Here is a 25,663-nt window from a genome sequence, read left to right on the forward strand (position 1 = left end):
TTTTTTAAGTAAGTTTAGTCTTTAAGAATTAAGTCCTGATTCTTTATTGTCATTAATTCCTCGCGTTCTTCTGACTCGCTTAGTAAAAGCCTCATCGCTTGGGCTCGAATTGATTTTTCGATAATATTTCGTACATATCGTCCATTACTGAATGATGAGGTCCCAGGACTATCTTGTTTGATTGAATATAAATGATCTCTAAACTTCCATTCTGCCTCTTTACTAAACACATACTCTCGCTCTACTAGCATCCTAGAGGCAATATCCATTAACTGATCAACGGTATAGTCTGGAAAATCAACAACAAGTGGAAATCTAGAGTATAAGCCCGGATTTAATGACAGGAAGTGATTCATCTCTTTAGAATAACCGGCAAGAATCAGCACAAAATCATGCTGTTTATCCTCCATATGCTTTACTAAAGTATCTATCGCTTCCTTTCCGAAATCCTTCTCTCCACCTCTAGCTAAGGAATAAGCTTCGTCTATGAACAAGATACCACCTAATGCCTTCTTAATTAAATCACGGGTCTTTTGAGCTGTATGGCCAATATATTCACCAACTAAGTCAGCACGTTCAGCCTCAATCAAATGACCTTTTGATAAAACATTCATTTGAAAAAAGAGCTTTCCTAGGAGTCTAGCTACAGTTGTCTTACCAGTACCAGGATTACCTTTAAACATCATATGAAGCGCTTGTTTCCCAGGTTTTAACCCCTGTTCTTCACGTTTTTTATTAATATAAATCCATGCATAGACTTCCTTTACAACACGCTTAATTTCATCCATTCCAACAAGCGCATTCATTTCATCTTCGATCTCTTTAAGAGCCGCATGTTTTACATGAGACCTCTTAGGGACGGGTTCCGGGGAAGAGGGATTAACAACTTTCAATTTTTTCTTTTGGCCATTTAAAATTACATTTATTTGTCCATTATTTTTCATTGTTATTGGTTGATCCAAAAGCTCTCACCTCTCAGTCTTTACCATTATACGTATAGCTTATAAAATTGTGACAAATGCCTATGTTTCGGCTGGTCACCATTTTAGTAAAGTGATGTAAATTCCATAGATTGTAGGTTAGGCAAGAAAACTAGGTTTACAGTCTGTCTTTTTCTATCAAAATTCTTCAAAATCTTTACTTTTTCCATGTCGAAATCAGACTTCTTGTCTAATTTTGCGCTTTCCCAAGAAATATTTTCCTCTTACAACATATAGAGTTTTTATGAGATTTATGAGAGGTTCTTACTAAAAAAAATAAAAAAGCAGCCTTTAAGGAGAAAAGGCCACTTTTAAGGGAATCATTTATTCAAGTTCTAATTGAATATTCTTTTGTGGTGAAAATGTGGAAATAGCATGCTTATAAATTAACTGCTGTTTACCCTCTGTTTCGAGCAATACCGTAAAATTGTCAAATCCCTTAATCAAACCACGTAGTTGAAACCCGTTTAAAAGAAATACTGTTACAAATGTATTATCTTTTCGAAGCTGATTTAAAAATTGGTCTTGAATATTGATTGCTTGTTTCATGAATTCGTCCTCCTCTATTCTCTATATTGATTAGTATTCGATTAAATTCTTAGCTTTCCTGCTATATATTTGAAAATTTCATTTATCTTTTCATCAAGCATTGAACTTCCAACACCTGTCATATCGAACCATTGAACATCCATCTTATTTCTAAACCATGTTAATTGCCTTTTGGCGTAACGCCTAGAATTTTGCTTCAATTGCTCAATAGATTCCTCCAAGCTACTTTTCCCATCAATATATTGATAAATTTCCTTATAACCAATTGCTTGGATTGATTGGCAATCTTTAAAGCCTCTCTCATAAAGAGACGTTACTTCTCGAAGTAATCCCATATTCATCATTTCATCTACTCGAAAATTTATTCGTTCATAGAGGATGTTTCGGTCCATCGTTAATCCTATGAGGGCTGTATCGTAGATCAACTCCCCTTCCTGCGTTTCTTGAGTTTCAGAAGCAGTTTTTCCAGAACTATGATACACTTCCAATGCTCTAATCACCCTACGGACATTGTTTGGATGAATCTTGTCAGCACTTTGTGGGTCAACCTGTTTCAAAAGATTATGTACAACTTCAATACCTTCTGTTAGGGCCATTTGCTCTAAACTTTTTCGGTAATTGTCATCTGAAGGTGATTCTGAAAACTTATAATCATAAATAACGGATTGAATATATAGGCCTGTTCCCCCCACGATCATAGGAAGTTTTCCTCGAGAGGTAATCTCCGTAATTAGATTTCTAACTAACTGTTGAAATTCTGCAACAGAAAAGTCTTCATCCGGTTCTTTTATATTTATTAGATGGTGTGGAATTCCTTCCATTTCTGCACTTGAAATTTTAGCTGTTCCTATATCCATCTCTTTATATATCTGCATTGAATCTCCACTAATGATTTCAGCATTTAGTATTTTTGCTAATTCTATGCTTAGCTTTGTTTTACCAACAGCTGTTGGACCAATCAGCACCACAAGCTTTTCTCTCTTTTTCTCTCCCAATAACCATCACTACTTTCAATTAAAAGGTAGTCTAGCGATAGTAAACGCTCTATAATGGCGAACACCAAACTAGTATATCCATTTTATTTCAAAAAATATCAGATATTTAATAAAAAAGTGAAAAACGATAATGTTTTTCACTTTTACATAACACGTTTAAATAATTTCTCCATCTCATAAGTCGTAAAATGAATGATAATGGGTCTACCATGAGGGCAAGTAAATGGATCAGAAGTACCTCTCAAGGTTTCAAGTAGTGTAAACATATCCTCATTTCTAAGATGGTGATTAGCCTTTATAGAGGCTTTGCAACTCATCATTATCGCTGCTTCTTCTCTTAGCTTTTTAATATCAATTTTTTTATAATTTAATACTTGTTCAATCATCTCTTCGATTACAAAAACCTCTTGACCTCGAGGGAACCAACGAGGATGTGATCTTACAATAAAACAATTATGACCAAAAGGCTCTAAAAATACTCCAACCTTTGCAAGATCTTCTACATGTGCTGATATTAAAATTGTCTCATCAGTCGAATATTCTAATGTAATTGGAACGAGCATCTCCTGAACCTCTGAAATTACCTCTGCGACCTTATTTTTATAATACTCGTACTTTATTCTTTCTTGAGCAGCATGTTGGTCCACAATAAACAAGCCATTTTCATTTTGAGCTAATATATAGGTTCCATGCATTTGTCCAATAGGATATAGTGGAGGAATTCTTTTCTTCTCAACCGGCTGTATTAGTTGCTTACTTTCAACTTTTTCTATAAATTCCTCATGCTTTTCAAGATCCAATTCCTGTTTTTCGACGATAGAGTTATGTGCTAAATCTATAGGAGTAGTTTTAACTGGATATTGTAAAGTTTCCTCTTGAGAAAAGCTAAAGGTATCTACGCTAACCGTGTCTTTATCTAGTGTATCTATTGAATCGTCATCAAAGGTTGAATATAACTCATAACCTTTCTTTTGTGTTTCCCTATGCTCAAAGTTAAACTGCTGCTGCTCTAGGGGATTGACTTGTTTTTTCTTAGGTTGGGTTGGTGTAATATCTGGATACAAGCTTTTTTTCTTGAAGACGGCCTTTATACCAGCTTCAATTAATTCATTTAACTCCGCTTCCTTACTTAGTCGGACTTCCATTTTCGCCGGATGAACATTGACGTCTACGATTAATGGATCCATTTCGACTTCAAGGAAGACAATAGGATATCTTCCAATTGGCAAAAGAGTATGGTAGCCTTGCTGGATGGCCTTAGCAATCGAATAGTTCTTAATAAATCTTCCATTAATAATGAGCGACATATAGTTTCTCGATGCCCTTGTTACTTCAGGAAGGGATACATACCCTTTCACCTGAAAATCTAGTGACTGTATGTCAATTGGAATCATTTTCTTAGCAATAGACATTCCATAAATCGCAGCAATAACCTGTAGTACATCTCCATTACCAGAAGTATAAAGCATCCGTTTACCATTATGAGATAGACGAAATGAAATTCCTGGGTGTGCCATTGCAATTCGATTGATTATATCCGTGATATTTCCAAGCTCTGTGTGAACGGTTTTCATATACTTTAAACGGGCTGGGGTGTTATAGAAAAGGTTTGATACAGTAATGTCTGTCCCTTTTCTACTATTTGTCCGTTCTTGTTTAATTATATCGCCACCTTTTAGAATTAAATGAGTCCCGAAACTATCCCCAGTACTCGTTTTCATTTCTAATTCCGATACAGAAGCAATACTCGGCAGAGCTTCTCCTCTAAAACCTAAGGTACGGATACGAAAAAGATCATTTTCATCTTTAATTTTACTAGTTGCATGACGGTGGAAAGCATTCAAGCAGTCATCCTCCTCAATACCTTCACCGTTATCTATGATTCTAATTTTTGAAAGTCCAGCTTCTTCAACCTCGATTTCAATGATCGTACTTTTAGCATCAATTGCATTTTCAACTAATTCCTTCACAACAGATGCAGGTCGTTCAACGACTTCACCTGCAGCAATTTTATTAGAAAGCTGATCAACAAGTTTGATTATTTTCCCCATTTGACCAACCTCCCTTTCTAAAGCGTGATTTTAAGCTTTAAGTTTTTTCTGGATTTCATAAAGTTTATTCATCGCATCTAATGGTGTCATATCTAATAAATCTAATGCCTTAATTGAATCTAGTAATTGTTTATCTTTTCGAGGTAGTTCATTAGTTTCTTTTACAACTACCGGCTTAGTATCTGTAAAGAACGATAGCTGCTTATCAGCTTGTCCCACCTGGACTGAAAGTGTGGACTCAGGTTTACTTTCCTGCTTGTTCCCAGCCTCTAGTTGGCTTAGTATTTCTTGAGCTCGAGCAATCAATGGCTTCGGCAAATCCGACAGCTCTGCTACATGTATTCCATAACTCTTATCAGCAGGGCCTTCCTTAATCTTATGAAGGAAGACTACTTTTCCTTGATCTTCGATCGCACTAACATGCACATTTTTCAATTGACTTAACTGCTGGTCTAATGATGTTAGCTCATGATAGTGTGTTGAGAACAGCGTCTTAGCTCCAATGTTATTATGAATATACTCAATAATCGCTTGTGCTAAGGCCATTCCGTCATAAGTAGAGGTGCCTCGACCAATCTCGTCAAATAAAATTAAGCTATTGCTTGTCGCATTAACAATGGCATTTCTTGCTTCAAGCATTTCAACCATAAACGTACTTTGACCTGATATTAAGTCATCAGCTGCCCCGATTCTAGTAAACACTTGATCAAAGATTGGTAATCTCGCTTCTGATGCAGGTACGAAACAACCAATTTGGGCAAGAATTGAGGTTAATGCCACCTGCCTCATATATGTGCTTTTACCTGACATGTTTGGACCAGTTATTAATAAAATCGATCGATTATCATCCATTTGGCAATTATTCGGAACATACTCTTGTGCGTTCATCACCTTTTCAACAACTGGATGGCGCCCATCAATGAGTTGGAGTTCTCCATTTGTGAATATCGGTCTTGAATAATGCCTTTCTTCACTAACCGTAGCAAAGCACTGCAAGACATCTAATTCACTAATCATCTTAGCTAATTCTTGAACTCTTGTAATATAGCGCTTAACTGTTTCTCTTATATCAGTAAAGATATTGTATTCTAGTTCAATGATTTTCTCTTGAGCCTCTAGTATTAAAACTTCCTTCTCTTTTAACTCAGGCGTGATGTATCTTTCAGCATTAGATAAAGTCTGTTTTCTCTCATATAAACCTTCGGGGATGAGATGAATATTGGCTTTTGTTACCTCGATATAATAACCAAATACCCGGTTATAGCCTATTTTAAGCGTCTTTATCCCAGTTCGTTCTCTTTCTTGTTTTTCTAAAGCAGCAATCCAAGACTTTCCATTTCTGCTAGCATCGCGATACTGGTCTAATATAGTATTATAGCCATCCTTAATGATGTCACCATCCTTAACCGAGAGAGGTGGATTATCCTCAATAGATTGATCAAGCAGCTCGGTTAAATCATCACAAGGGTCAATCCTTTTCGCAATAGAACTAGCATTTTCATTTTGAAGTCTTTGAACTACCTCTTGGATATGAGGTACTTGCTGTAGAGACTTTTTTAATTGTACTAAGTCTCTAGCATTTACATTCCCAAAAGCGATTCTTCCAGCCAATCTTTCTAAATCATAGACTTCCTTTAATAGTTCACGCAACTCTTGTCGTTCAAAGAATTGATTTAGTAGTGTTTCAACCATATTTAAGCGATTATTTATATCACTTTGTTGAATAAGAGGCCTGTCTATCCATTGTTTTAGCCTACGTCCCCCCATTGCTGTCATGGTTGAATCTAGCAACCAGAGTAGAGAACCTTTCTTTCCTTTAGATCGAATGGTTTCTGTTAATTCTAAATTTCTCTTTGAATAAAAATCAATTTTCATAAATTGATGAACATGATAGACCTGAACTGGCTGAAGATGCTCTAAACTTCTTTTCTGTGTTTTTTGCAAATAATTTACCAGACGACCAAAAGTCGATAATAATTGCGAATCATTTTCTAATATTTCCACACTTCTTTCAAAATCACTTGGGATAGAAGTTTCAGTTTCAATAGATAGTGTGACCTGACAGCGTTCAATAAGCTTTTTCTTCACTTCTTCAGCTAGAGTCGGATCAACAACCACCTCTTTAACACCATTCACATAGATTTCATTAATGAGTTCATCTATTTGTAGTGATAGTTTCGTAACTTTACTTTCACCTGTCGTTAAATCGCTAAACGCAATACCAAACGAGTCTGAGTACTCGCTAATCGAAGCTAAAAAGTTATTTTCTTTATCTACTAATCCCTTACCTTCCATCATCGTGCCTGGAGTAATAAGTTGTACAACTTCACGTCTTACAACTCCCTTTGCAAGCTTTGGGTCTTCAGTTTGCTCACAAATAGCAACTTTAAAGCCTTTTTCCACGAGCTGCTCAATATATCCAGGAGCTGAGTGATGAGGTACACCACACATTGGGATGCGATCTTCAGATCCACCCTCTCTACTTGTAAGGGTGATTTCTAATTCTTGTGATGCTTTAATTGCATCATCAAAGAACATCTCGTAAAAATCTCCTAGTCTAAAAAATAAAAAGGCATCCTGGTACTCTGCCTTTATCTTTAAATATTGCTGTATCATAGGCGTATACTCTGCCATAATTATCCCCCAAAAATCATCCATTTCTTTTATTACATGCAATTATTATAACATAAAGAATTAACGAAAAAGCATCTAGAAGACAAAAAGAAAAACTAGGAAGATAACCCTCCTAGCTTACTCTTATTCCTCGAAATCGCCAACTAAAAAGTCAGGATTTAGATCTTCAAATTCTTCATCGTCTACGTCGCAATCAAAGTCCTTATCGTCATCATAACAACCATCAGGATTAACTGCTACACATACTTTCGTTTCACCGATCACTTCTACAAGGAATTCTCTTTCTACTTGAACTACAACTTTATTACCGTTAGGTGAAATTGTTGCTTCTAAGCAGTTTGGTTGTTGAAGAACTCTTGCAATTACATCACAGTCATCGCCTAAGAAGTTATCATCTCTATATTTTAACTTGACAACATCTGTGTATGTTACTGTATCAGTGACAACCTCGGTCTTTGTATTATCGTTGTAAGAATACCAAACGTTAATATCGTATCGACCGTGTACCTCTACTGTGTTATCACATTTCTTCGCTTCGTATTTGTGGTTAATAATCCAGCAACCTAAAATACTTGTAGGGCGATGAGATGGAGAAATCGTGTGTGTGCATTGAGTAAATTTACGACCTTTTCCTACAACAGCTTTCGTTATAATCTCTCTGTATTCAGACATTCGAGCATACCCTCCTCAATCAATCTTCATTTCATCCTATGCGGGTCAAATGACTAGTGTGCTACTCTTTTTTAAAACATTGGAATTCTTTTTCCTCATGTTTTCACAGTAACTACCTAGTAAGGCCATCATTCCCTTTCTTATGGAAAGTAAATAAACAGAAACAATGAAACCGTATAATTAATTGTATGCGGCTACGCCCAGATATGTACCTAAATTACCTAGAAATTTGTAAATATATGTAGGACAAACTATTAAAACATCAATAAAAAAGCCTCTAACTCATGATAAATAAAAAGACCCAAACTGTTTAGACAGTTCAGGTCTATAGGTAGATTGATTTAGTGACAACCGCATCCGCCATCTTTATTTAATTTTGATCCTGTTTCTCCACGTAATACATCTCCACCAGTAGAAGCAATCACTTCATTCGTTACATTATTAGAGATTGTATGTGCTACTAATTGAAGTAAATCATTTACCTCTATTTGCGAGCTCTTAAATTCTTGAACAACTGGAATACTATCAATTTCTTCCTGAAGTTGATCAATTTTCTCTTCAACCTTTTTTAAAGCCTCAACTTTACCAAATTGCTTGAAATTCACCGCTTGTTTTTGTAAGTTCTTAATATTAGCGATATTCTCTTTTACTTTTTGGTTTCCATTAATTTGTGCCTCAGCACGCTTAAAGAAATCTACTTCTTCTGTTTCTGCAATCATTTTTGCAAGCTCTTTTGCGCGAGCAACGATTTCTTCTTTTGTATAAGTTGCCATATTAATTCACCTCTACCGCTTCTTCTATCATTTCTCCATCTAAAGACCAAGTTTTAGCCTGAGTAATTTTAACCTTAACAATTTTACCAATTGCTGATTTAGGACCTTTGAAGTTTATTAGTTTGTTTTTACTAGTGTATCCAGCAAGTATTTCAGGATTCTTTTTGCTTTCTCCTTCAACAAGTACCTCAACAATTTGATCTTGTAAAGCTAAATTCTTCTGAACTGCAAGTTCATTAACAAGAGCGTTTAGACGTTGTAAACGTTCTTTCTTCACTTCCATTGGGATATTATCTTCCATTTTTGCTGCAGGTGTACCCTCACGAGGAGAGTAAATAAATGTATATGCTGTATCAAACTCAACTTCACGATATAAGGACATTGTTTCTTCAAATTGCTCGTCTGTTTCATTTGGGAAACCAACAATAATATCGGTTGTAAATGAAGCATTTGGTATTCTTTCCTTCATTTTACGAACAAGCTCTAAATATGTCTCACGATCGTATTTACGAGCCATTAATTTGAGAACCTCAGAGCTACCTGATTGCACCGGTAAGTGAATATGCTCCATCAAATTTCCACCTTTGGCTAACACATCAATTAAGCGGTCATCAAAATCACGTGGATGACTTGTCGTAAATCGTATACGAGGTATATCAATTTTACGAAGCTCGTCCATTAATTCACCTAGTCCGTATTTCATATCAGTGAAGTCTTTTCCATACGCATTCACATTCTGACCTAAAAGAGTTACCTCTTGATATCCATTTCGAGCAAGGTGACGTACTTCCTCAATAATATCCTGAGGTAGTCGACTACGTTCCTTACCACGAGTGTACGGTACAATACAATACGTACAGAACTTATCGCATCCATACATAATGTTAACCCATGCCTTTATTTCTCCTTTTCGAACCCTAGGAAGGTTTTCGATTACGTCACCTTCTTTAGACCACACTTCAACAACCATTTCCTTACTAAACATTGCTTCTTTCACAATTTGAGGTAAACGGTGAATATTATGTGTACCAAAGACCATATCAACAAACTGATGTTTTTGAAGAATTCTATTTACCACTGATTCTTCCTGCGACATACATCCACAAATACCTATTAATAGATTAGGATTGCGTTTTTTATAAGTTTTCAGGTGTCCAATTTCACCGAAAACTTTGTTTTCCGCATTTTCCCTAATCGCACAGGTATTCAACAAGACAATATCAGCTGTTTCGACTGAATCGGTAGGCTCATATCCCATCTCTGTTAATATACCAGCCATAACCTCGGTATCGTGTTCATTCATTTGACATCCGTATGTTCGAATATAGAACTTTCGGCCTACTCCTAAATTGAGCATATCTTCAGGAATGATGAAACCACGGTCAATCTTAATTTCTTCTTTTCCACGTTTCTTAGCATCTTGTAAAGAAGGTGGTTGATAAACAGATTGGAAGTATTGGCTATAATCCTTCACGGATTTTTTGTCCGCTGGATTTATTTGAGCACTTGTTTCTAATCTTTGTTTTTCATTCATTTAGGATACTCCTTTCGGTGAAGTGGTGACCCACTTAATATTGATACACATTATCATAGTATATAGGTTAATAGAATTTTAAACAATAAAATAAGCAATTTGTAGAAAATTGTACAATTTTTTGCCCCTGCTTACTACTTGAAAGAAATGTAAAACATTATTTTCCGTCAAAAAAGAGAGGAGTCAAATCCTCTCTAAAAATTTAAATAATCCCTAGTTCTTTTCCAGCTTTTTCAAAGCTATTAAGAGCTTGTTGTAATTCTTCTTTTGAGTGTTCAGCTGTAACAATGGTACGTACACGTCCTAGTCCTTTTGCAACTGTTGGGAAAGCTATACCTTGGGCAAACACTCCATATTCTAATAGCTTATCTGAGAACTGGTGAGTTAATGCTTCATCTCCTACGATAACTGGGGTAATAGGAGTTTGACTATGTCCTGTATTAAAGCCTAGTTTTAGTAAGCCTTCCTTAAGGAAAGACGTATTATCCCAAAGCTTTTCTATTAGTTCCGGTTCTTCTAACAATACATTAATTGCTTCAATACATGCCGCAGTTACAGCAGGTGGATGTGAAGTACTAAATAAGAACGGACGACCTTTATGAATTAAATAATCGATTAGTGTTTGTGTACTTGCTACGTAACCACCTAACACACCTACTGCCTTACTTAGAGTGCCCACTTGAATGTGTACTCGTCCATCGAGATCAAAGTGGTTCACTGTACCACGTCCATTTTTCCCTAGTACACCAGAAGCATGAGCATCATCAACCATAATTAGAGCATCATATTTTTCAGCTAATTCTACAATTTTAGGAAGTGGAGCGATATTTCCATCCATTGAGAAAACACCGTCTGTAACAATTAGACGTTTACGATAGTTTTGTGTTTCCTGTAATGCTTTTTCAAGGTCTTCCATATCAACATGCTTGTATACCTTACGTCCAGATTTTGTTAAACGAATTCCGTCTATAATTGAAGCATGATTTAACTCATCTGAAATAACCACATCCTCAGGTGTTAATATGGCAGATAAAACGCCCTGGTTTGTCGTAAAGCCTGATTGAAAAACTAAAGCTGCTTCAGTATGTTTAAATTTTGCAAGCTTTTGTTCAAGTTCTTCATGCATAGAAAATGTACCAGCAATTGTACGAACAGAACCCGTTCCAGCACCATAGTGTTCAACCGCTTCAAGAGCTGCTTTACGTAATCTTGGATGTGTCGTTAATCCTAGGTAGTTATTAGACGATAGCTGGATCACTTCTTTACCATTAATCTTAACTTTAGAACTTTGATCTGACTCTAATGGTACAAGCTTACGAAATGTACCTTTTTGTTTCATTTCATTAAGTTCTTCTTGTAAATATTCAAATCCCTTCAATGGAACCCCTCCTTGTTATGTAAATACAATTTACTATTACTATAATAACAAGCGTCTAGACACATTACTAGTAACTAGACGCTTGCGTGAAAGTAAATTAAGGAATTAACACGACTTTTCCGCAATTCCCTTGAATCATAAGATCAAAGCCTTTTTCAAAATCTTCAAGTGGGAAGTGGTGTGTAATCATCGGTTTAACATCTACTTGTCCAGATTTTAATAGACGAGAGACTTGTTGCCAAGTTTCATACATTTTTCTTCCGGTGATTCCATGAACTTGTATCCCTTTAAATACAATATCATTCGTCACATCAATTTCAACTGGACGAACTGGCAAACTAAGAATTGAAACACGTCCGCCATTTGTTACCATTTTGAAGCCTTGGTTCATAGCAACTGGATGTCCTGACATCTCACAAACTATATCTACTCCATTACCATCTGTAAGCTTAGAAACTACCTCAAGCGGATCTTCATTCTTAGAATTCACAACAGTAGTTGCACCCATTTGTGTCGCTAAATCGAGTCGGTAATCGTTTAAGTCGAAGGCAATTACTTGGGAAGCTCCAGCAGCTTTTGCTACTCCAACCGCCATAATACCAATCGGTCCACAGCCAATTACCGCTACAGTTTTTCCTGCAACATCTCCTGAGAGAACTGTATGCACGGCATTTCCCATAGGTTCTTGAACAGACGCAACGTCAAAAGGCATTTCTTTAGGATTCTTCCATAAGTTTGTAGCAGGTAAAGCTACATATTCCGCAAAACAACCATTCGTATCAACACCGATTATTTTTGTATTTTTACAAATATGGTACTGACCAGTTAAACATTGTGGACATTCTCCACAAACTAAATGTGTTTCAGCAGATACTGCATCTCCTATTTGAAGATTTGTAACCTTAGAACCTACTTCAACAACTTCACCTGCAAATTCATGACCAAAAACATACGGTGGATTTACACGGCTTTGGGACCACTCATCCCAAGTGTATATATGAACATCTGTACCACAAATTGATGTAGCTTTTACTTTTATTAGTACTTCATTATCTTTAATTTGAGGAATATCAACCATTTGAAGTTCAGCACCTACACCACGGTGATGCTTAACAATCGCTCTCATCTTTCCATTCATCATGAACACTCCATTCTTAACAAGATACTGATATAATTACATGTTATCACCGTTTTGATTTTCAGTAAAGGAGTCAGTCCACTCCACGCGAACACTTGAGCACCTGGTATAAAATTTCAAAAATTTTTATGTAAGCGTTTGTAATTTTAATAAAAAAACCTGTTAAACACAATGTTGGTTCGCGGACAACACAATAAGCTCTGTACATTTTTTCAATGTATAATCGTTAAAAAAAGCCCTCTTCTTATGAAGAAGAGGACCATTTAAAAAACTTACATAAACTCAGAAACTAATTTATTAAATTTATCTTCGCTTAATGATAAATCAGCATGAGCTAAAGAAGTTTCACTATAACCATGAACAAGTTCTTGATAAGACTTTTGCTCAGTGTTTTGATAGATTAGACCTGTAACTAAACCTTTATGCTCCATTAAAGTTTTCATAGCCGTCATACGGTTGTGTGGGTCGTAACCTTCGATATCACTTAATTTAGTTAAGTTTTCTTTAAACCAGTCATATGTGTTTACTTTATTGTACGTTACACATGGGCTGAAAACATTAATTAAAGAGAAACCTTTGTGATTAATACCCGCTTCAATTAGGGCTGTTAGATCCTTAAGGTCAGTTGAGAAACTTTGTGCAACGAATGTTCCTCCAGCAGTTAATGCCATTTCCATTACAGAAAGTGCTGACTCAATCGATCCTTTTGGAGTACTCTTTGTTTTGAAGCCGACATCACTACGAGGTGATGTTTGACCTTTTGTTAAACCATAGATTTGGTTATCCATAACGATGTAAGTCACATCGATATTACGACGAATCGCATGGATTGTATGTCCTAATCCAATCGCAAAACCATCTCCGTCTCCACCTGATGCAATAACTGTTAAATCTTTGTTAGCCATTTTTACACCTTGTGCGATAGGAAGAGACCTTCCGTGGATACCATGTAATCCGTAAGCATTGATATAACCAGAAATACGACCAGAACACCCGATACCTGAAATTACTGCTAATTCTTCAGGCTCTAATCCAACATTTGCAGCTGCTCTCTGAATCGCTGCTTGTACGGAGAAATCTCCACAACCAGGGCACCAGTTAGGCTTTACATTATTTCGAAACTCTTTAAATGTTGCCATTTAGAACAACTCCTTACATTTCGTGTGAATTTCATGAGGTAGGAAAGGATTTCCGTCATATTTCAAGTGATTTGTAATTTTTTCAGCATTTCCTACATTCATTTTGATGATATTTGCAAGTTGTCCAGTTGCGTTATTTTCCACAACAACAACTTTTTTAGCTGATTTAACTAAAGGTAATAATTCAGCTGTTGGGAATGGGTGAAGTAATCGAATGTGAGCATGGTTGACTTTAATACCATCATTCTCAATTCTTGTCATTGCCTCTTCAATTGTTCCACGAGTTGAGTTAAAACCAATAACTAAAACGTCGGCCTCATCATGTTTTGCGTTAATATGAACTGGATTATCAAACTTAATATTATTAAGCTTTCTCATACGTTTGTCCATTTGTGCTTTACGGTTTGGAGCACTTTCGGATGGTTTACCTGTTTCATCGTGCTCAACACCAGTCACATGGTAAATACCATTTTTCGTTCCTGGGATGATACGTGGTGATACACCATCTTCCGTTACTTCAAAGCGCTTGAAATAGCCTTTGTCTTCTCTTTCAGGAAGTTCTTTTGTAAGATCTAGCTTACCACGGCGTATTTCAATTTTACTGTAATCTAATGGCTCTACAGTTTGTTTACCTAAAGAAAGCTGTAAGTCTGTTAGTAAAATAACAGGCACTTGATATTCTTCAGCGATATTAAACGCTTCCACAGCATCATAAAATGCTTCTTGTACAGTACTTGGTGCCATTACAACTTTAGGTATTTCACCATGTGTACCATAAATCATTGCCATTAAGTCAGATTGCTCTTGTTTTGTAGGTAATCCAGTACTTGGACCTCCACGTTGTGTATCAACAATAACAAGTGGTGTTTCAGTAATACCAGAAAGACCGATTGCTTCCATCATAAGTGATAGACCAGGACCTGCTGAAGCAGTTAAAGTTCTTACACCAGCATAGTTACCACCAATTGCCATTGTACAAGCAGCAATTTCGTCTTCTGTTTGAATAACAGTTCCACCAAATTGAGGTAATTTTACTATTAAGTATTCCATGATTTCTGATGCCGGAGTAATAGGGTAAGCTGGCATAAAACGTGCTCCACCTGCTAAAGCACCCATAGCAATTGCATCATTACCAATCATAAACATACGTTTTTTGCCATCAGCTTTTTCAAGCTGCATCGCACCAACGTTTTCACCAAGTTGTTCTCTCATGAAATCTGCTCCAGCTTTCACAGCTTCCATGTTTTTAGCGACAACTTGTTCACCTTTTTTACCAAAGATTTCTTCAACTACTTCTTGATATACTTTAATATCAAGGTCAAGTAATGCACTAGAAGCACCTACCGCTACCATGTTTTTCATTAAAGAAGTACCTAAGTCAGTTGCAATATCAGTAAATGGTACTGCATATAATGTACCTTTTGAATCCGCAGCTAAAGTTGGATTAAATTTCGCATCAGCGATTACAATGCCACCTTCACGTAATTCACTATAGTTCACATCAATTGTTTCTTGGTCAAAAGCTACTAATATATCAAGGTCATCAGAAATTGAGCGAACTTGTGTTGTACTTACACGAATTTTATTATTAGTATGTCCACCTTTAATACGAGATGAAAAGTGGCGATAACCGTATAAATAGTAACCTAATCGATTTAGTGCAATAGAGAAAATTTCCCCTGTACTTTCGATTCCTTCCCCTTGTTGTCCGCCAACTTTCCATGAAAGTTGATTGATCATGTCTTACACCCCTTTGGAATACGTTCGTTATTATGAAAGTAATTACGTATAATAGTGTAGCACTTTTCCAACTAAATCACTAGAAATTAACATATAAAAATCGAATAAACTGTAAATAGTTATCCTTTGTTAGTAAAAGATGACTTGTCCATTATATTTAATATGAAATATTCATTGAATAAAATGTGGTTGGATATGTACTAAACGCTTTCAATTCTAGACCTATAAAGCAAAAATTGCAACCCTTAGAAGTCAAATTATGACGAAAAAGAGAATATTTTTTTATAATTATAAAAAACTATCGAATTCTATATAGGAAGGTGGTTCAGATAGTTTTCAAAAAGAAACCTTTTTACTTGGTTTTCTTTATAATACTTTAGTAAAGTATTAATCAAACCTTCATAGCCATTGTAGTTTTCTAACCCGTTTACCGTTTGTGTTATACCATCGAAATCAGATCCGAATCCCAGGTTATATTCACCACCCAATCCGCAAATATGATCAACATGCTTCAATACATCAGATATCGTGGCTGTACCTTTGTCAGATAAAAATTGTGGTACAAAAGTTACACCTATCATTCCGTCTACAGAAATCAAACTTCTGATTTGTTCATCATCCAAATTTCTAGGATTCTTACATATTGCAAATGCGTTAGAATGTGAAGCAATTGGATAATCAGCATGCTCTATTACATCCCAAAAACCCTTTATTGAAATGTGAGAAACGTCAGTCATTATGAAATGCTTATTATTCTCATGAACTACCTCATGTCCAAAACTGGAGAGCCCAGCCCCTCGCCCTTCCAGTATGCCATCAGCCACTGCATTCGCATAATTCCAGGTTAATCCAACTGAAGCAACTCCTAAACGGATTAAAGTTTGAAGCTTTACCATATTCGCCCCGATTGCATCACAGCCTTCTAAAGTTAGCATCGCACCAATTTCATCATCAGATAATGCTTCAATATCCGATCTATTTCTCACTAATTTTAATTTTGGAGAACATGGTATTACCTTAGCATAAAAAATTTGAATCATCTCAAGGGCAACATCAAACCTTTGCTCGTGTTTTACCGTTTCAGGTATATATATTGCAAAACATTGCACCTTACTGTTTGTATTTATTAATTTATCTAAAGAGATATGTAAATGATCCGAACTCACAAAGGAAATTGATGGGTCTAACCACATTTTATATAAAACATCGCTATGTGCATCAAAGATTTTCAACCTACTTCCTCCTTCTGATATCAAGACATAAAAACACCTGTTCGCCATTATCTGCAAACAGGTATTATGACATTGTAGCTATTCCTGATGGAACTTATTTTATTAACGCGGCTCAATAATTAACTTAATAGCTGTTCGCTCTTCACCATCAATAATAATATCTGTAAAAGCAGGAATGCAAATAAGGTCTACGCCACTTGGTGCAACAAAGCCTCTTGCAATCGCAACTGCCTTTACCGCTTGATTTAAGGCACCAGCCCCAATTGCTTGAATTTCTGCCGCTCCCCTTTCACGTAATACACCAGCAAGTGCACCGGCTACAGAGTTAGGATTAGATTTTGCTGAAACTTTTAATATTTCCATTCCTCGTTTCCTCCTTGTTCTCTACAATGTATCATGAGTGTTCATTAGAACAGTCAGTAAAATAATGATTCCACTGATACTATATTCACGAGGAGTTCAAGGTATTCCTGCTTGTTCAAATTCTTTTATCTAAAAATTCAAACATTAACACATTAGTCAAAAAATGGATGATCTTCGTTAATTAAAATTCGTTCTATTTTTTTTGCTTCTCCAGAGGTTTTATCTAGTTCAACTATAACACCATTAAGCTGAGTGCGACCTCCAGTTACCTCAAAGCGAACTGGCAATGTAGTTTTAAATCTTTTCAATACAGCTTCACGTTCCACACCTAGAATCCCATCATACGGGCCAGTCATTCCCACATCCGTTATATAGGCAGTTCCCTTAGGTAATATCCGGTTATCAGCTGTTTGTACATGTGTATGCGTGCCTACAACTGCTGAAACCCGTCCATCTAAATACCATCCCATTGCTTGTTTCTCACTTGTTGCTTCTGCATGAAAATCGACAAAGATAAATGAAGTTCGTTTCTTAGCTTCTTCTATCAACTCATCCACTTTTTTAAAAGGACAGTCTATTGGCGGAAGAAATGTTCTTCCCTGTAAATTTATAACAGCAACCTCTTGACCATTGCAGTTAATATAAACAATCCCTGTCCCAGGAGTTTCATCAGGAAAGTTTGCTGGTCGTATTAATTTCTTAGCAGAATCTATAAACTCAAAAATCTCTTTATTATCCCAAGTATGATTTCCTAGTGTTACAACCTGAGCCCCTGATTCGAGAAAACTACGATAGATTTTCTCTGTTATACCTTTACCATTAGCCGCATTCTCACCATTCACGATAGTAAGAGTAGGTCTATATTTTGCTCTTAATTTCGGTAGGTACTCTGATACCATGTCTCTCCCAGGAGAACCTACCACATCACCAATAAATAAAATATTCATTTTTCACACCTTCATTATCTTTCAATCATTTTATATCTTAGTTTGTCACAAAAAACGGGATTGGGCAAATGAATATACAAAAAATAAAAAAATAAAGCGGTCAAAATTGACCGCTTTATTTTGCATATTCAACTGCTCTTGTTTCACGTATAACAGTAACTTTAATATGTCCTGGATAATCCAGTTCTTCTTCAATACGTTTACGGATATCCCTCGCTAAACGGTGGGCTTCAAGGTCATCAATAGTATCAGGTTTAACCATGATACGGACCTCTCTCCCCGCTTGAATTGCAAAGGATTTTTCAACACCTTCGTAAGACTCTGAAATCTCTTCAAGCTTCTCAAGTCTTCGAATATAGTTTTCCAGTGTTTCACTTCTAGCTCCTGGTCTTGCAGCAGATAATGCATCTGCAGCAGCCACTAATACTGCAATTATTGACGTTGGTTCCGTATCACCATGGTGAGCTGCAATGCTGTTAATAACGACAGGGTGTTCCTTGTACTTGGTCGCTAGCTCTACACCGATTTCAACATGGCTTCCTTCTACTTCGTGGTCAATTGCTTTTCCAATATCGTGTAATAAACCAGCGCGACGAGCCAATGTTTCATCCTCACCTAGTTCAGCAGCCATTAATCCTGCTAAGTAAGCTACTTCCGTTGAATGTTTTAAAACATTTTGACCATAACTTGTTCTAAATTTCAATCTACCTAGAATCTTAATTAAGTCAGGATGTAGTCCATGAACACCAACTTCAAACGTTGTTTGTTCACCCATTTCACGGATATACTCGTCAACTTCTCTTCTAGACTTTTCAACCATCTCTTCAATACGAGCTGGGTGGATTCGTCCATCTTGAACAAGTTTATCAAGGGCGATTCTTGCAGTTTCACGTCGAATCGGATCAAAGCCGGAAAGAATTACTGCCTCTGGCGTGTCGTCAATAATCAAATCGATTCCTGTTAATGTCTCAAGTGTCCTAATGTTTCTTCCTTCTCTACCAATAATTCGACCTTTCATCTCATCATTAGGTAGGTTAACAACTGAAACGGTGGTCTCTGCTACATGATCAGCCGCACATCGTTGAATGGCTAGTGATAGGATTTCTTTAGCTCGTTTATCTGCTTCTTCCTTCGCACGATTTTCAGAGTCCTTCACCATATAGGCTACATCATGAGACAGTTCATTTTCGACACGTTCAAGGATGATTTGTTTAGCTTCATCACGTGTTAAGCCAGAAATGCGTTCTAGTTCTGTTTGCTGTTTACGAACCATCTCTTCAACTTTGCTTTCCATCTCTTCAATATGCTGTTGTCTTCCGTTTAGAGAATCCTCTTTCTTTTCTAACATTAAATCACGTTTATCCAAGGATTCATTCTTACGATCAAGATTCTCTTCTTTTTGCATTAAACGATTTTCTTGTTTTTGCAGTTCGCTTCTTCGATCACGAATATCTCGTTCTGCTTCAGTACGAAGTTTGTGAATTTCATCCTTCGCTTCTAATAGCGCTTCCTTTTTCGAGGAATCTGCTTCACGTTTTCCATCTTCTACGATTTGCTCTGCTACACTTCTAGCACCAGCAATTTTCGTTTCTGCTATGGATTTACGAACAAAAAAGCCAACAACTGCACCGACGATTAGGCCAAGCAAAGCGGAGATGATTATTTGTAATGGATCCATCGTTTCACCTCCTCTTGCTATGAACTTTTTTCTTGCTAGATCAAAATGTCGGCATGTACATTGTTACAATAGTTTCAATATACAGCAAAAAAGGCATCATAAAACAGTTTCAATTCTAACAAAGTCTTAATTTAAAAAGATATACATACTAATTTTAAATGTGAGAAATTTTATTGTCAAGACCTGTCCACTTAATTCTTTACATGAATATGGAAATTCCGACTATTTTTTCATATTCATTTGATTTCTTATACAAAAAAGAGGCACAGAATGCCCCTTTCTCCGAAACTATATTAATCTATTCTAAGAAATCTAATTCCTCTTGAGATGCATCAGGAATTGTTATATCTTTGTCTAATCCATAATGAGCACGGATTTTTTCTTGTATTTCTTTGCGTAAAGCAAGGTTTTCTTTTAAGAATACCTTTGCATTCTCACGTCCTTGACCTAGACGCTCTTCATTGTAAGAGTACCAAGAACCACTCTTTTGAACAATATCAAGCTCAGAACCAATATCAATGATTTCACCTTCTCTAGAAATACCTTCACCGTACATGATGTCGACTTCAGCCGTTCTAAATGGTGGCGCTACTTTATTTTTAACAACTTTAATTTTCGTTTTATTACCAACAAGATCGTTTCCTTGCTTTAACTGCTCAGCACGACGAACTTCTAATCGAACAGAAGAATAGAATTTTAATGCTCTACCACCAGGTGTAGTTTCCGGATTACCAAACATTACACCGACCTTCTCACGAATCTGGTTAATGAAGATAGCAATTGTTTTCGATTTATTAATAGCACCAGAAAGTTTTCTAAGAGCTTGAGACATTAAACGTGCTTGTAACCCTACGTGTGAGTCTCCCATTTCCCCTTCAATTTCTGCTTTTGGTACTAATGCAGCTACTGAGTCAATAACAAGAATATCAATTGCACCACTTCGTACTAGTGCTTCAGCAATTTCTAATGCTTGTTCACCAGTATCAGGTTGTGATAATAACAATTCATCAATGTTTACCCCTAGCTTTTGAGCATAATCAGGATCAAGAGCATGCTCAGCATCAATAAATGCAGCTTGTCCACCATTTTGTTGAACTTCAGCAATTGCGTGAAGAGCCACAGTTGTTTTACCCGAACTTTCAGGTCCATATATTTCAACTATTCTGCCTCGAGGATATCCACCTACACCTAATGCAACGTCCAGTGCCAGTGAACCACTTGGAGATGTCGAGATTTTACGATCTGTTTGTTCCCCTAATTTCATGATAGAACCTTTACCAAATTGTTTCTCTATTTGTTTTAGTGCCATATCTAATGCAGCTTGACGATCACTCACCTAATATTCCTCCTCTATTAAAAACCCTATTTATACTATACCGTGTTTTTTCTTATTTGCCAAGTAAAAAATCGAACATTCATTCGTTTATTTTTAATGATATTTATTGGTGTAAAATCCAATTTTCCCCTACACAAAATTCATTTTCCAATAAAATTTCCAACTCAAAAATTTAAAATTAGACAAAAGATAAAACAGTTGAAAATATTAATCAACTGTTTGAAGTGTATTAAGTATATAGAAACAACCATATTTAACAGACCGTTGTCTAATTCCCTGTCGAGAACCTGCAAATACGTGTTTATAAACGGTAGTTTTCCCATTCTCCAAAGATATTCCTATATATACTGTACCTACTGGATGCCCATCTAATTCGTTCGGCCCAGCTACACCAGTAAAGCTTATTCCTATATCTGTATTAAATATGGACCTTACATTTTCGGCCAGCTCTTTTGCACACTCTTCACTTACAGCACCAGATTGTATAAGTGTTTGTGGTTTTACATGAAGAATCTTTTCTTTTATCTCATTCGAGTAACAAACAACTCCTCCCTGAACAACTGAAGAGGCTCCACTGATACTCGTTAGTTGCTCCTGGAATAATCCACCCGTTAAACTTTCAGCACTTGCTATTGTATATTCCAAAGCTTTAAGCTTTTTTAAAACCTGACCAAATAAAGAATCAGTATCGTATCCATATAAATATTGCCCAACCCTTGTTAGAATTTCTTTTTCAACTTCATCTAGTAATTCATAGGCAATTTCTGTTGATTGGTGCTTTGCTGTTAATCGTAAAGTAACCTCACCGTCTGAAGCAAGTGGAGCTATAGTAGGGTTACTTTGTTTGTCAATAAGATCCTCTATTTCGGTCTCAAGTTGAGATTCACCAATTCCGAAGAACCGCAAAACTCTTGATTCAATTTTTTCTAAAGTACCAAATTGTTTTAAAAGGTATTTAATGCCATAAGTCATAAACATTGGATTCATCTCTTTTGGGGGACCAGGTAAAAGCATATACGTACAACCTTCCGCTTCAGTTGCCATTCCTGGTGCCATACCAAAATCATTTTTGAGTATTGTTGAACCCTCAAGGACTAAGGCTTGTTTTTTATTATTTTCTGTCATCGTTCTCATTGTTTTACGGAAATATTCCTCTATGCTATTTAGAGCATCCTCGTCCATCACGAGAGATTTATTAACCACTTCAGCAATCGTTTCCTTTGTCAAATCATCCTTTGTTGGTCCTAGACCTCCGGTAAAAATTAGAAGGTTTGACCTTTGTTTGGCGGTTAAAATCGCATCCTTTAATCTCTTTGGATTATCGCCAACTACAGTATGATAATAGACATTTATCCCCATTTCAGCCAACTGCTTTGATAGGAACTGTGCATTGCTGTTTACAATTTGACCTAAAAGTAATTCTGAACCAACAGCAATAATCTCTGCATTCATTTTGACCACCTGCTTTAGTTTTAAAGTGTGCAAAATTTACACCTTTGGTTATTGTCTATTTTGATTGTGCAAAAACTTGCTTGTTTTTTGCAAAATAATCCCAACCTGAAACTACAGTAAATATAACTGCAACCCATAGTGAAATCATATCAAAGGGAATTCCAATAAATTCGAAAGGAAAGTTGTGCAGTAGTAAGGCTGAAATAGCAACCACCTGTGCCCACATCTTAATTTTACCTAACATCTTTGCTGCTGACACTTCTCCACCCTCAGCCAGAAGCAAACGTAAACCAGTAACAGCAAATTCTCTACTTATAATTACTACAACCATCCAAGCAGGAGCCAAATCAAACTGTACTAGTGTTACCAATGCTGCAGAGACTAATAATTTATCAGCTAAGGGATCTAAGAATTTCCCCAGGTTTGTAACTAAATTATATTTTCTTGCATAATAACCATCAACCCAATCAGTAGATGCTGCCACTATAAATAGCAATGCTCCGATTAAGTGGGAGACTGGTAGTACCATCGTGCCGATGACTAAACCTCCTAGATTTAATGGTGCTAGCATGATAAACAAAAATAAGGGAATTAACAAGATCCTTGCAACTGTAATTTTATTAGGTATATTCACTTTTGAAACCTCCAAGAAACTAGGATAATAATGAAATAAGGTTGACCTAGAAAAAAGTCATTTAAGTATTACTATAAACTATTTACAATAGTGATGATACACTTATACGAAAAAAAAAGCCATCATTTGATGACTTTGAATTACTGAACCGTTGGGCTAAATAAAATTGTTATCCGTTGCTGAACCTTCTCATTTGGATCAAATGGAAATTCTAGTACTTGCCCATTTATTTTTACTACGGTGTCTAATGTTCGACCAATATTAAGTCGTATGTCTGTTTCTTTTGAGAAGTCAAACTGTTGGGAAAGGCCATCTTTCATCAATCCAGAGTAAAACGTTTTGCCCTTGGCATTTTTAATCCCAACCCAAGTTTCACCATTTGGAATTGCAGAAATATCTAAAGTAAAAACATCCGTGGTTTTTAACTCATACACTCCTGACATTCCACTCTTCTCTTTAAGTATAATCTCTGTCACAGGTTCAGGTTCTTCTACTGGTGTTTCTTCTTCTTTAGCTACCTCATCTGTAGCTATATCTGTTTCATCTGTTTCGGTACCAGTTGGAGACTCATCTTCCTTGTTCAACTTAGAATCTTCAGGTTGCTCAAATTCAGTTTGCTCGTTAGGACTATTCGTCGACGGTTCGTCTGCAATATCTTTTGTTTGCCAAAAGAACCAAATTGCAACCAACCCACCTACTATAAAAACAGTAAGTAGGATCATAGGTATTACATCCAATACCTTTGAACCCTTCGTCGAAATTTGTTTTTTCGATCGAACACGTGATAGCTGTGAAGGCAGTTCTTCAGTATGTGAGACAGGAATATCTTGTTTATATTCTTCAAAGATTTCCTCTGAGTCTAATCCAATTGCTTCACAGTACTGCTTAATAAATGCACGAACATAAAACTTTCCGGGCATTACTGAATAGTTACCTTCTTCGATTCCTTTTAAGTATCGTTTCTGAATTTTAGTCAAAGATTGTAATTCATCTAAACTAATATTTTTTGCCTCTCTGGCCTCTTTTAGCCTCAATCCTAAATCAGTCAATAAGAACACCTACCAATTAAAAATCAAACGTCGAAAAGTCCGACCCATTAAACATTTGTGGTTCATCAACAACCTCATAGGTTATCTCCTCATCAGGGTCATTTCTTATCTCAATGATATAGTCAAAATCATCGAGTGTATATTCTGTATTTCTAACAAAGATATCAGGATGCTCAACAACTTTACAAGCAGGTAATCTCATAATTTCACGAACTAACTGCAAATGTTTTTCGGACGCTCTTTTCGTAGATACAATCCCATCGATAATGAAGAGATTGTTATCACTATACTCATCCTCAATAAGCTGACTTCGAATTGTTTGTTTTAATAAAGTTGAAGACACAAACAACCACCTCTTATTTGCACAAACACTTGATGCTACAATTGATTCAGTTTTACCAACACGTGGCATTCCTCGAATTCCAATCAACTTATGTCCTTCTTGCTTAAAGAGTTCAGCCATAAAGTCAACTAACAAACCAAGTTCATCTCTTACAAATCGGAATGTCTTTTTATCATCAGCATCTCTTTGAATATAACGACCATGCCTAACAGCCAAGCGATCACGTAGTTTAGGCTCACGAAGCTTTGTAACTGTTATATTATCCATCGTGTTTAAAATTGATTCAAGTCTTTCAATTTGTTCATTATTATCACAAAGTAATAACATTCCTCTGCGCATATCGTCTACCCCATTAATGGTAACAATGTTAATGGATAGCATTCCCAATAATGAGGAAATATCTCCTAATAAACCTGGCCGGTTTTTCGATATTTCATATTCTAAGTACCATTCTTTCTTTTCCATATCTAGATACATCCCCCTCTAGTAAGGTTCTGACAAAAACTAGGTAACCTCTTAAAGGATAAAAAGGATAAAAAATGACAAGTTCCTTCATTATTCTACCTATAAATTAATAATAAATGATTTTAATCTAATAAGAAAGGGAATTTAACCAAAAGAAGAAAAACATGGAAAGAAATTTTATTTTCTCTAAAGGGGTTTATAAAAAAACAGAAAAAGAAGAGGTATGTACCTCTCCCTTTTTACTGCATATTGCCATCGTTTTGAACTAATTTAACCATCATATTAGCAATTGCATGCTGTTCTTCTGTTGATGCTACACTCCATAGGTCAGCTAATACTTTTTCTTGAGCATTTTTAGGTTCAACCTGCTTTGCAAGATAGTCACCCACTGAATAAGCTACATCTGAAACAACTTGTTGGCTCATACCTTCAGCAGTAGCTTGGTGAAGACGATCTCCTAAAAAGTCTTTCCATTGTTCCCAGTTGTCTAATACAGACATATTTACCCCTCCTATAATGATTAGTACAAGGTTAGTTTGTCTATTTCGAAAGGATTTATGCACATTTAATTTGTATATTTA

Annotated in this window: 22 protein-coding genes; all 22 read right to left on the bottom strand. The window is 36.1% G+C overall.

The features are described from left to right. Window positions 1-14: 14 nt before the first annotated feature. Complete coding sequence (gene spoVK, locus J2Z26_RS06055; protein ID WP_406565558.1) at window positions 15-944, bottom strand: stage V sporulation protein K; 930 nt, start codon at window positions 942-944, stop codon at window positions 15-17. A gap of 360 nt (window positions 945-1,304) precedes the next feature. Further along, entirely contained in the window at window positions 1,305-1,529 is a 225-nt protein-coding gene (hfq, locus tag J2Z26_RS06060) for an RNA chaperone Hfq (RefSeq protein WP_193472874.1), read from the bottom strand. A 41-nt stretch (window positions 1,530-1,570) separates the two neighbouring features. After that, window positions 1,571-2,524, bottom strand: a complete 954-nt coding sequence (gene miaA, locus J2Z26_RS06065; protein WP_193536508.1) for a tRNA (adenosine(37)-N6)-dimethylallyltransferase MiaA — start codon at window positions 2,522-2,524, stop codon at window positions 1,571-1,573. A gap of 143 nt (window positions 2,525-2,667) precedes the next feature. Beyond that, window positions 2,668-4,575 (bottom strand): DNA mismatch repair endonuclease MutL, encoded by a 1,908-nt coding sequence (mutL, locus tag J2Z26_RS06070; protein ID WP_193536510.1) that lies wholly within the window; start codon window positions 4,573-4,575, stop codon window positions 2,668-2,670. A 30-nt stretch (window positions 4,576-4,605) separates the two neighbouring features. Then, complete coding sequence (mutS, locus tag J2Z26_RS06075; protein WP_193536512.1) at window positions 4,606-7,209, bottom strand: DNA mismatch repair protein MutS; 2,604 nt, start codon at window positions 7,207-7,209, stop codon at window positions 4,606-4,608. 123 nt (window positions 7,210-7,332) lie between these two features. After that, window positions 7,333-7,881, bottom strand: a complete 549-nt coding sequence (locus J2Z26_RS06080) for an outer spore coat protein CotE (RefSeq protein ID WP_193536514.1) — start codon at window positions 7,879-7,881, stop codon at window positions 7,333-7,335. A gap of 341 nt (window positions 7,882-8,222) precedes the next feature. Next, on the bottom strand, window positions 8,223-8,654 hold the full coding sequence (gene ricA / locus J2Z26_RS06085; RefSeq protein ID WP_193536516.1) for a regulatory iron-sulfur-containing complex subunit RicA: 432 nt from the start codon (window positions 8,652-8,654) through the stop codon (window positions 8,223-8,225). 1 nt (window position 8,655) lies between these two features. After that, window positions 8,656-10,188, bottom strand: coding sequence for a tRNA (N6-isopentenyl adenosine(37)-C2)-methylthiotransferase MiaB (gene miaB, locus J2Z26_RS06090; protein WP_193536518.1), 1,533 nt, complete (start codon window positions 10,186-10,188; stop codon window positions 8,656-8,658). Window positions 10,189-10,390: 202 nt separating this feature from the next. After that, window positions 10,391-11,566: a glycine C-acetyltransferase gene (locus J2Z26_RS06095; RefSeq protein WP_193536520.1), complete on the bottom strand. Its 1,176-nt coding sequence runs from the start codon at window positions 11,564-11,566 to the stop codon at window positions 10,391-10,393. A gap of 97 nt (window positions 11,567-11,663) precedes the next feature. Further along, the gene (gene tdh / locus J2Z26_RS06100) at window positions 11,664-12,704 is read right to left on the bottom strand and encodes an L-threonine 3-dehydrogenase (RefSeq protein WP_193536522.1); all 1,041 of its coding nucleotides are present in this window, start codon (window positions 12,702-12,704) and stop codon (window positions 11,664-11,666) included. 272 nt (window positions 12,705-12,976) lie between these two features. Next, window positions 12,977-13,843: a 2-oxoacid:ferredoxin oxidoreductase subunit beta gene (locus J2Z26_RS06105; protein ID WP_193536524.1), complete on the bottom strand. Its 867-nt coding sequence runs from the start codon at window positions 13,841-13,843 to the stop codon at window positions 12,977-12,979. Further along, complete coding sequence (locus J2Z26_RS06110) at window positions 13,844-15,583, bottom strand: 2-oxoacid:acceptor oxidoreductase subunit alpha (RefSeq protein WP_193536526.1); 1,740 nt, start codon at window positions 15,581-15,583, stop codon at window positions 13,844-13,846. It lies immediately after the preceding gene. A 308-nt stretch (window positions 15,584-15,891) separates the two neighbouring features. Then, window positions 15,892-16,863: a dipeptidase gene (locus J2Z26_RS06115; RefSeq protein ID WP_193536528.1), complete on the bottom strand. Its 972-nt coding sequence runs from the start codon at window positions 16,861-16,863 to the stop codon at window positions 15,892-15,894. 54 nt (window positions 16,864-16,917) lie between these two features. After that, window positions 16,918-17,178 (bottom strand): stage V sporulation protein SpoVS, encoded by a 261-nt coding sequence (gene spoVS / locus J2Z26_RS06120; protein ID WP_193536530.1) that lies wholly within the window; start codon window positions 17,176-17,178, stop codon window positions 16,918-16,920. A gap of 152 nt (window positions 17,179-17,330) precedes the next feature. Further along, complete coding sequence (locus tag J2Z26_RS06125; protein WP_193536531.1) at window positions 17,331-18,125, bottom strand: TIGR00282 family metallophosphoesterase; 795 nt, start codon at window positions 18,123-18,125, stop codon at window positions 17,331-17,333. A 115-nt stretch (window positions 18,126-18,240) separates the two neighbouring features. Then, window positions 18,241-19,803 (bottom strand): ribonuclease Y, encoded by a 1,563-nt coding sequence (gene rny, locus J2Z26_RS06130; RefSeq protein ID WP_193536533.1) that lies wholly within the window; start codon window positions 19,801-19,803, stop codon window positions 18,241-18,243. Between the two features lie 298 nt (window positions 19,804-20,101). After that, the gene (gene recA, locus J2Z26_RS06135; protein ID WP_193536535.1) at window positions 20,102-21,139 is read right to left on the bottom strand and encodes a recombinase RecA; all 1,038 of its coding nucleotides are present in this window, start codon (window positions 21,137-21,139) and stop codon (window positions 20,102-20,104) included. Window positions 21,140-21,346: 207 nt separating this feature from the next. After that, window positions 21,347-22,591 carry a competence/damage-inducible protein A gene (locus tag J2Z26_RS06140; protein WP_193536537.1) on the bottom strand — a complete coding sequence of 415 codons (1,245 nt, stop codon included), beginning with the start codon at window positions 22,589-22,591 and terminating at the stop codon, window positions 21,347-21,349. Between the two features lie 55 nt (window positions 22,592-22,646). Then, window positions 22,647-23,225, bottom strand: a complete 579-nt coding sequence (gene pgsA / locus J2Z26_RS06145) for a CDP-diacylglycerol--glycerol-3-phosphate 3-phosphatidyltransferase (protein WP_193536539.1) — start codon at window positions 23,223-23,225, stop codon at window positions 22,647-22,649. Between the two features lie 140 nt (window positions 23,226-23,365). Further along, window positions 23,366-24,274 carry a helix-turn-helix domain-containing protein gene (locus J2Z26_RS06150; protein WP_193536541.1) on the bottom strand — a complete coding sequence of 303 codons (909 nt, stop codon included), beginning with the start codon at window positions 24,272-24,274 and terminating at the stop codon, window positions 23,366-23,368. A 16-nt stretch (window positions 24,275-24,290) separates the two neighbouring features. Beyond that, window positions 24,291-25,082, bottom strand: coding sequence for a YmfK family protein (locus J2Z26_RS06155; RefSeq protein ID WP_193472843.1), 792 nt, complete (start codon window positions 25,080-25,082; stop codon window positions 24,291-24,293). Between the two features lie 239 nt (window positions 25,083-25,321). Beyond that, window positions 25,322-25,582 (bottom strand): DUF3243 domain-containing protein, encoded by a 261-nt coding sequence (locus J2Z26_RS06160; RefSeq protein WP_193536543.1) that lies wholly within the window; start codon window positions 25,580-25,582, stop codon window positions 25,322-25,324. Between the last annotated feature and the right edge of the window lie 81 nt (window positions 25,583-25,663).

Origin of the sequence: Cytobacillus luteolus (genome assembly GCF_017873715.1) — a bacterium.
Lineage (GTDB): Bacteria > Bacillota > Bacilli > Bacillales > Bacillaceae_L > Bacillus_BV > Bacillus_BV luteola.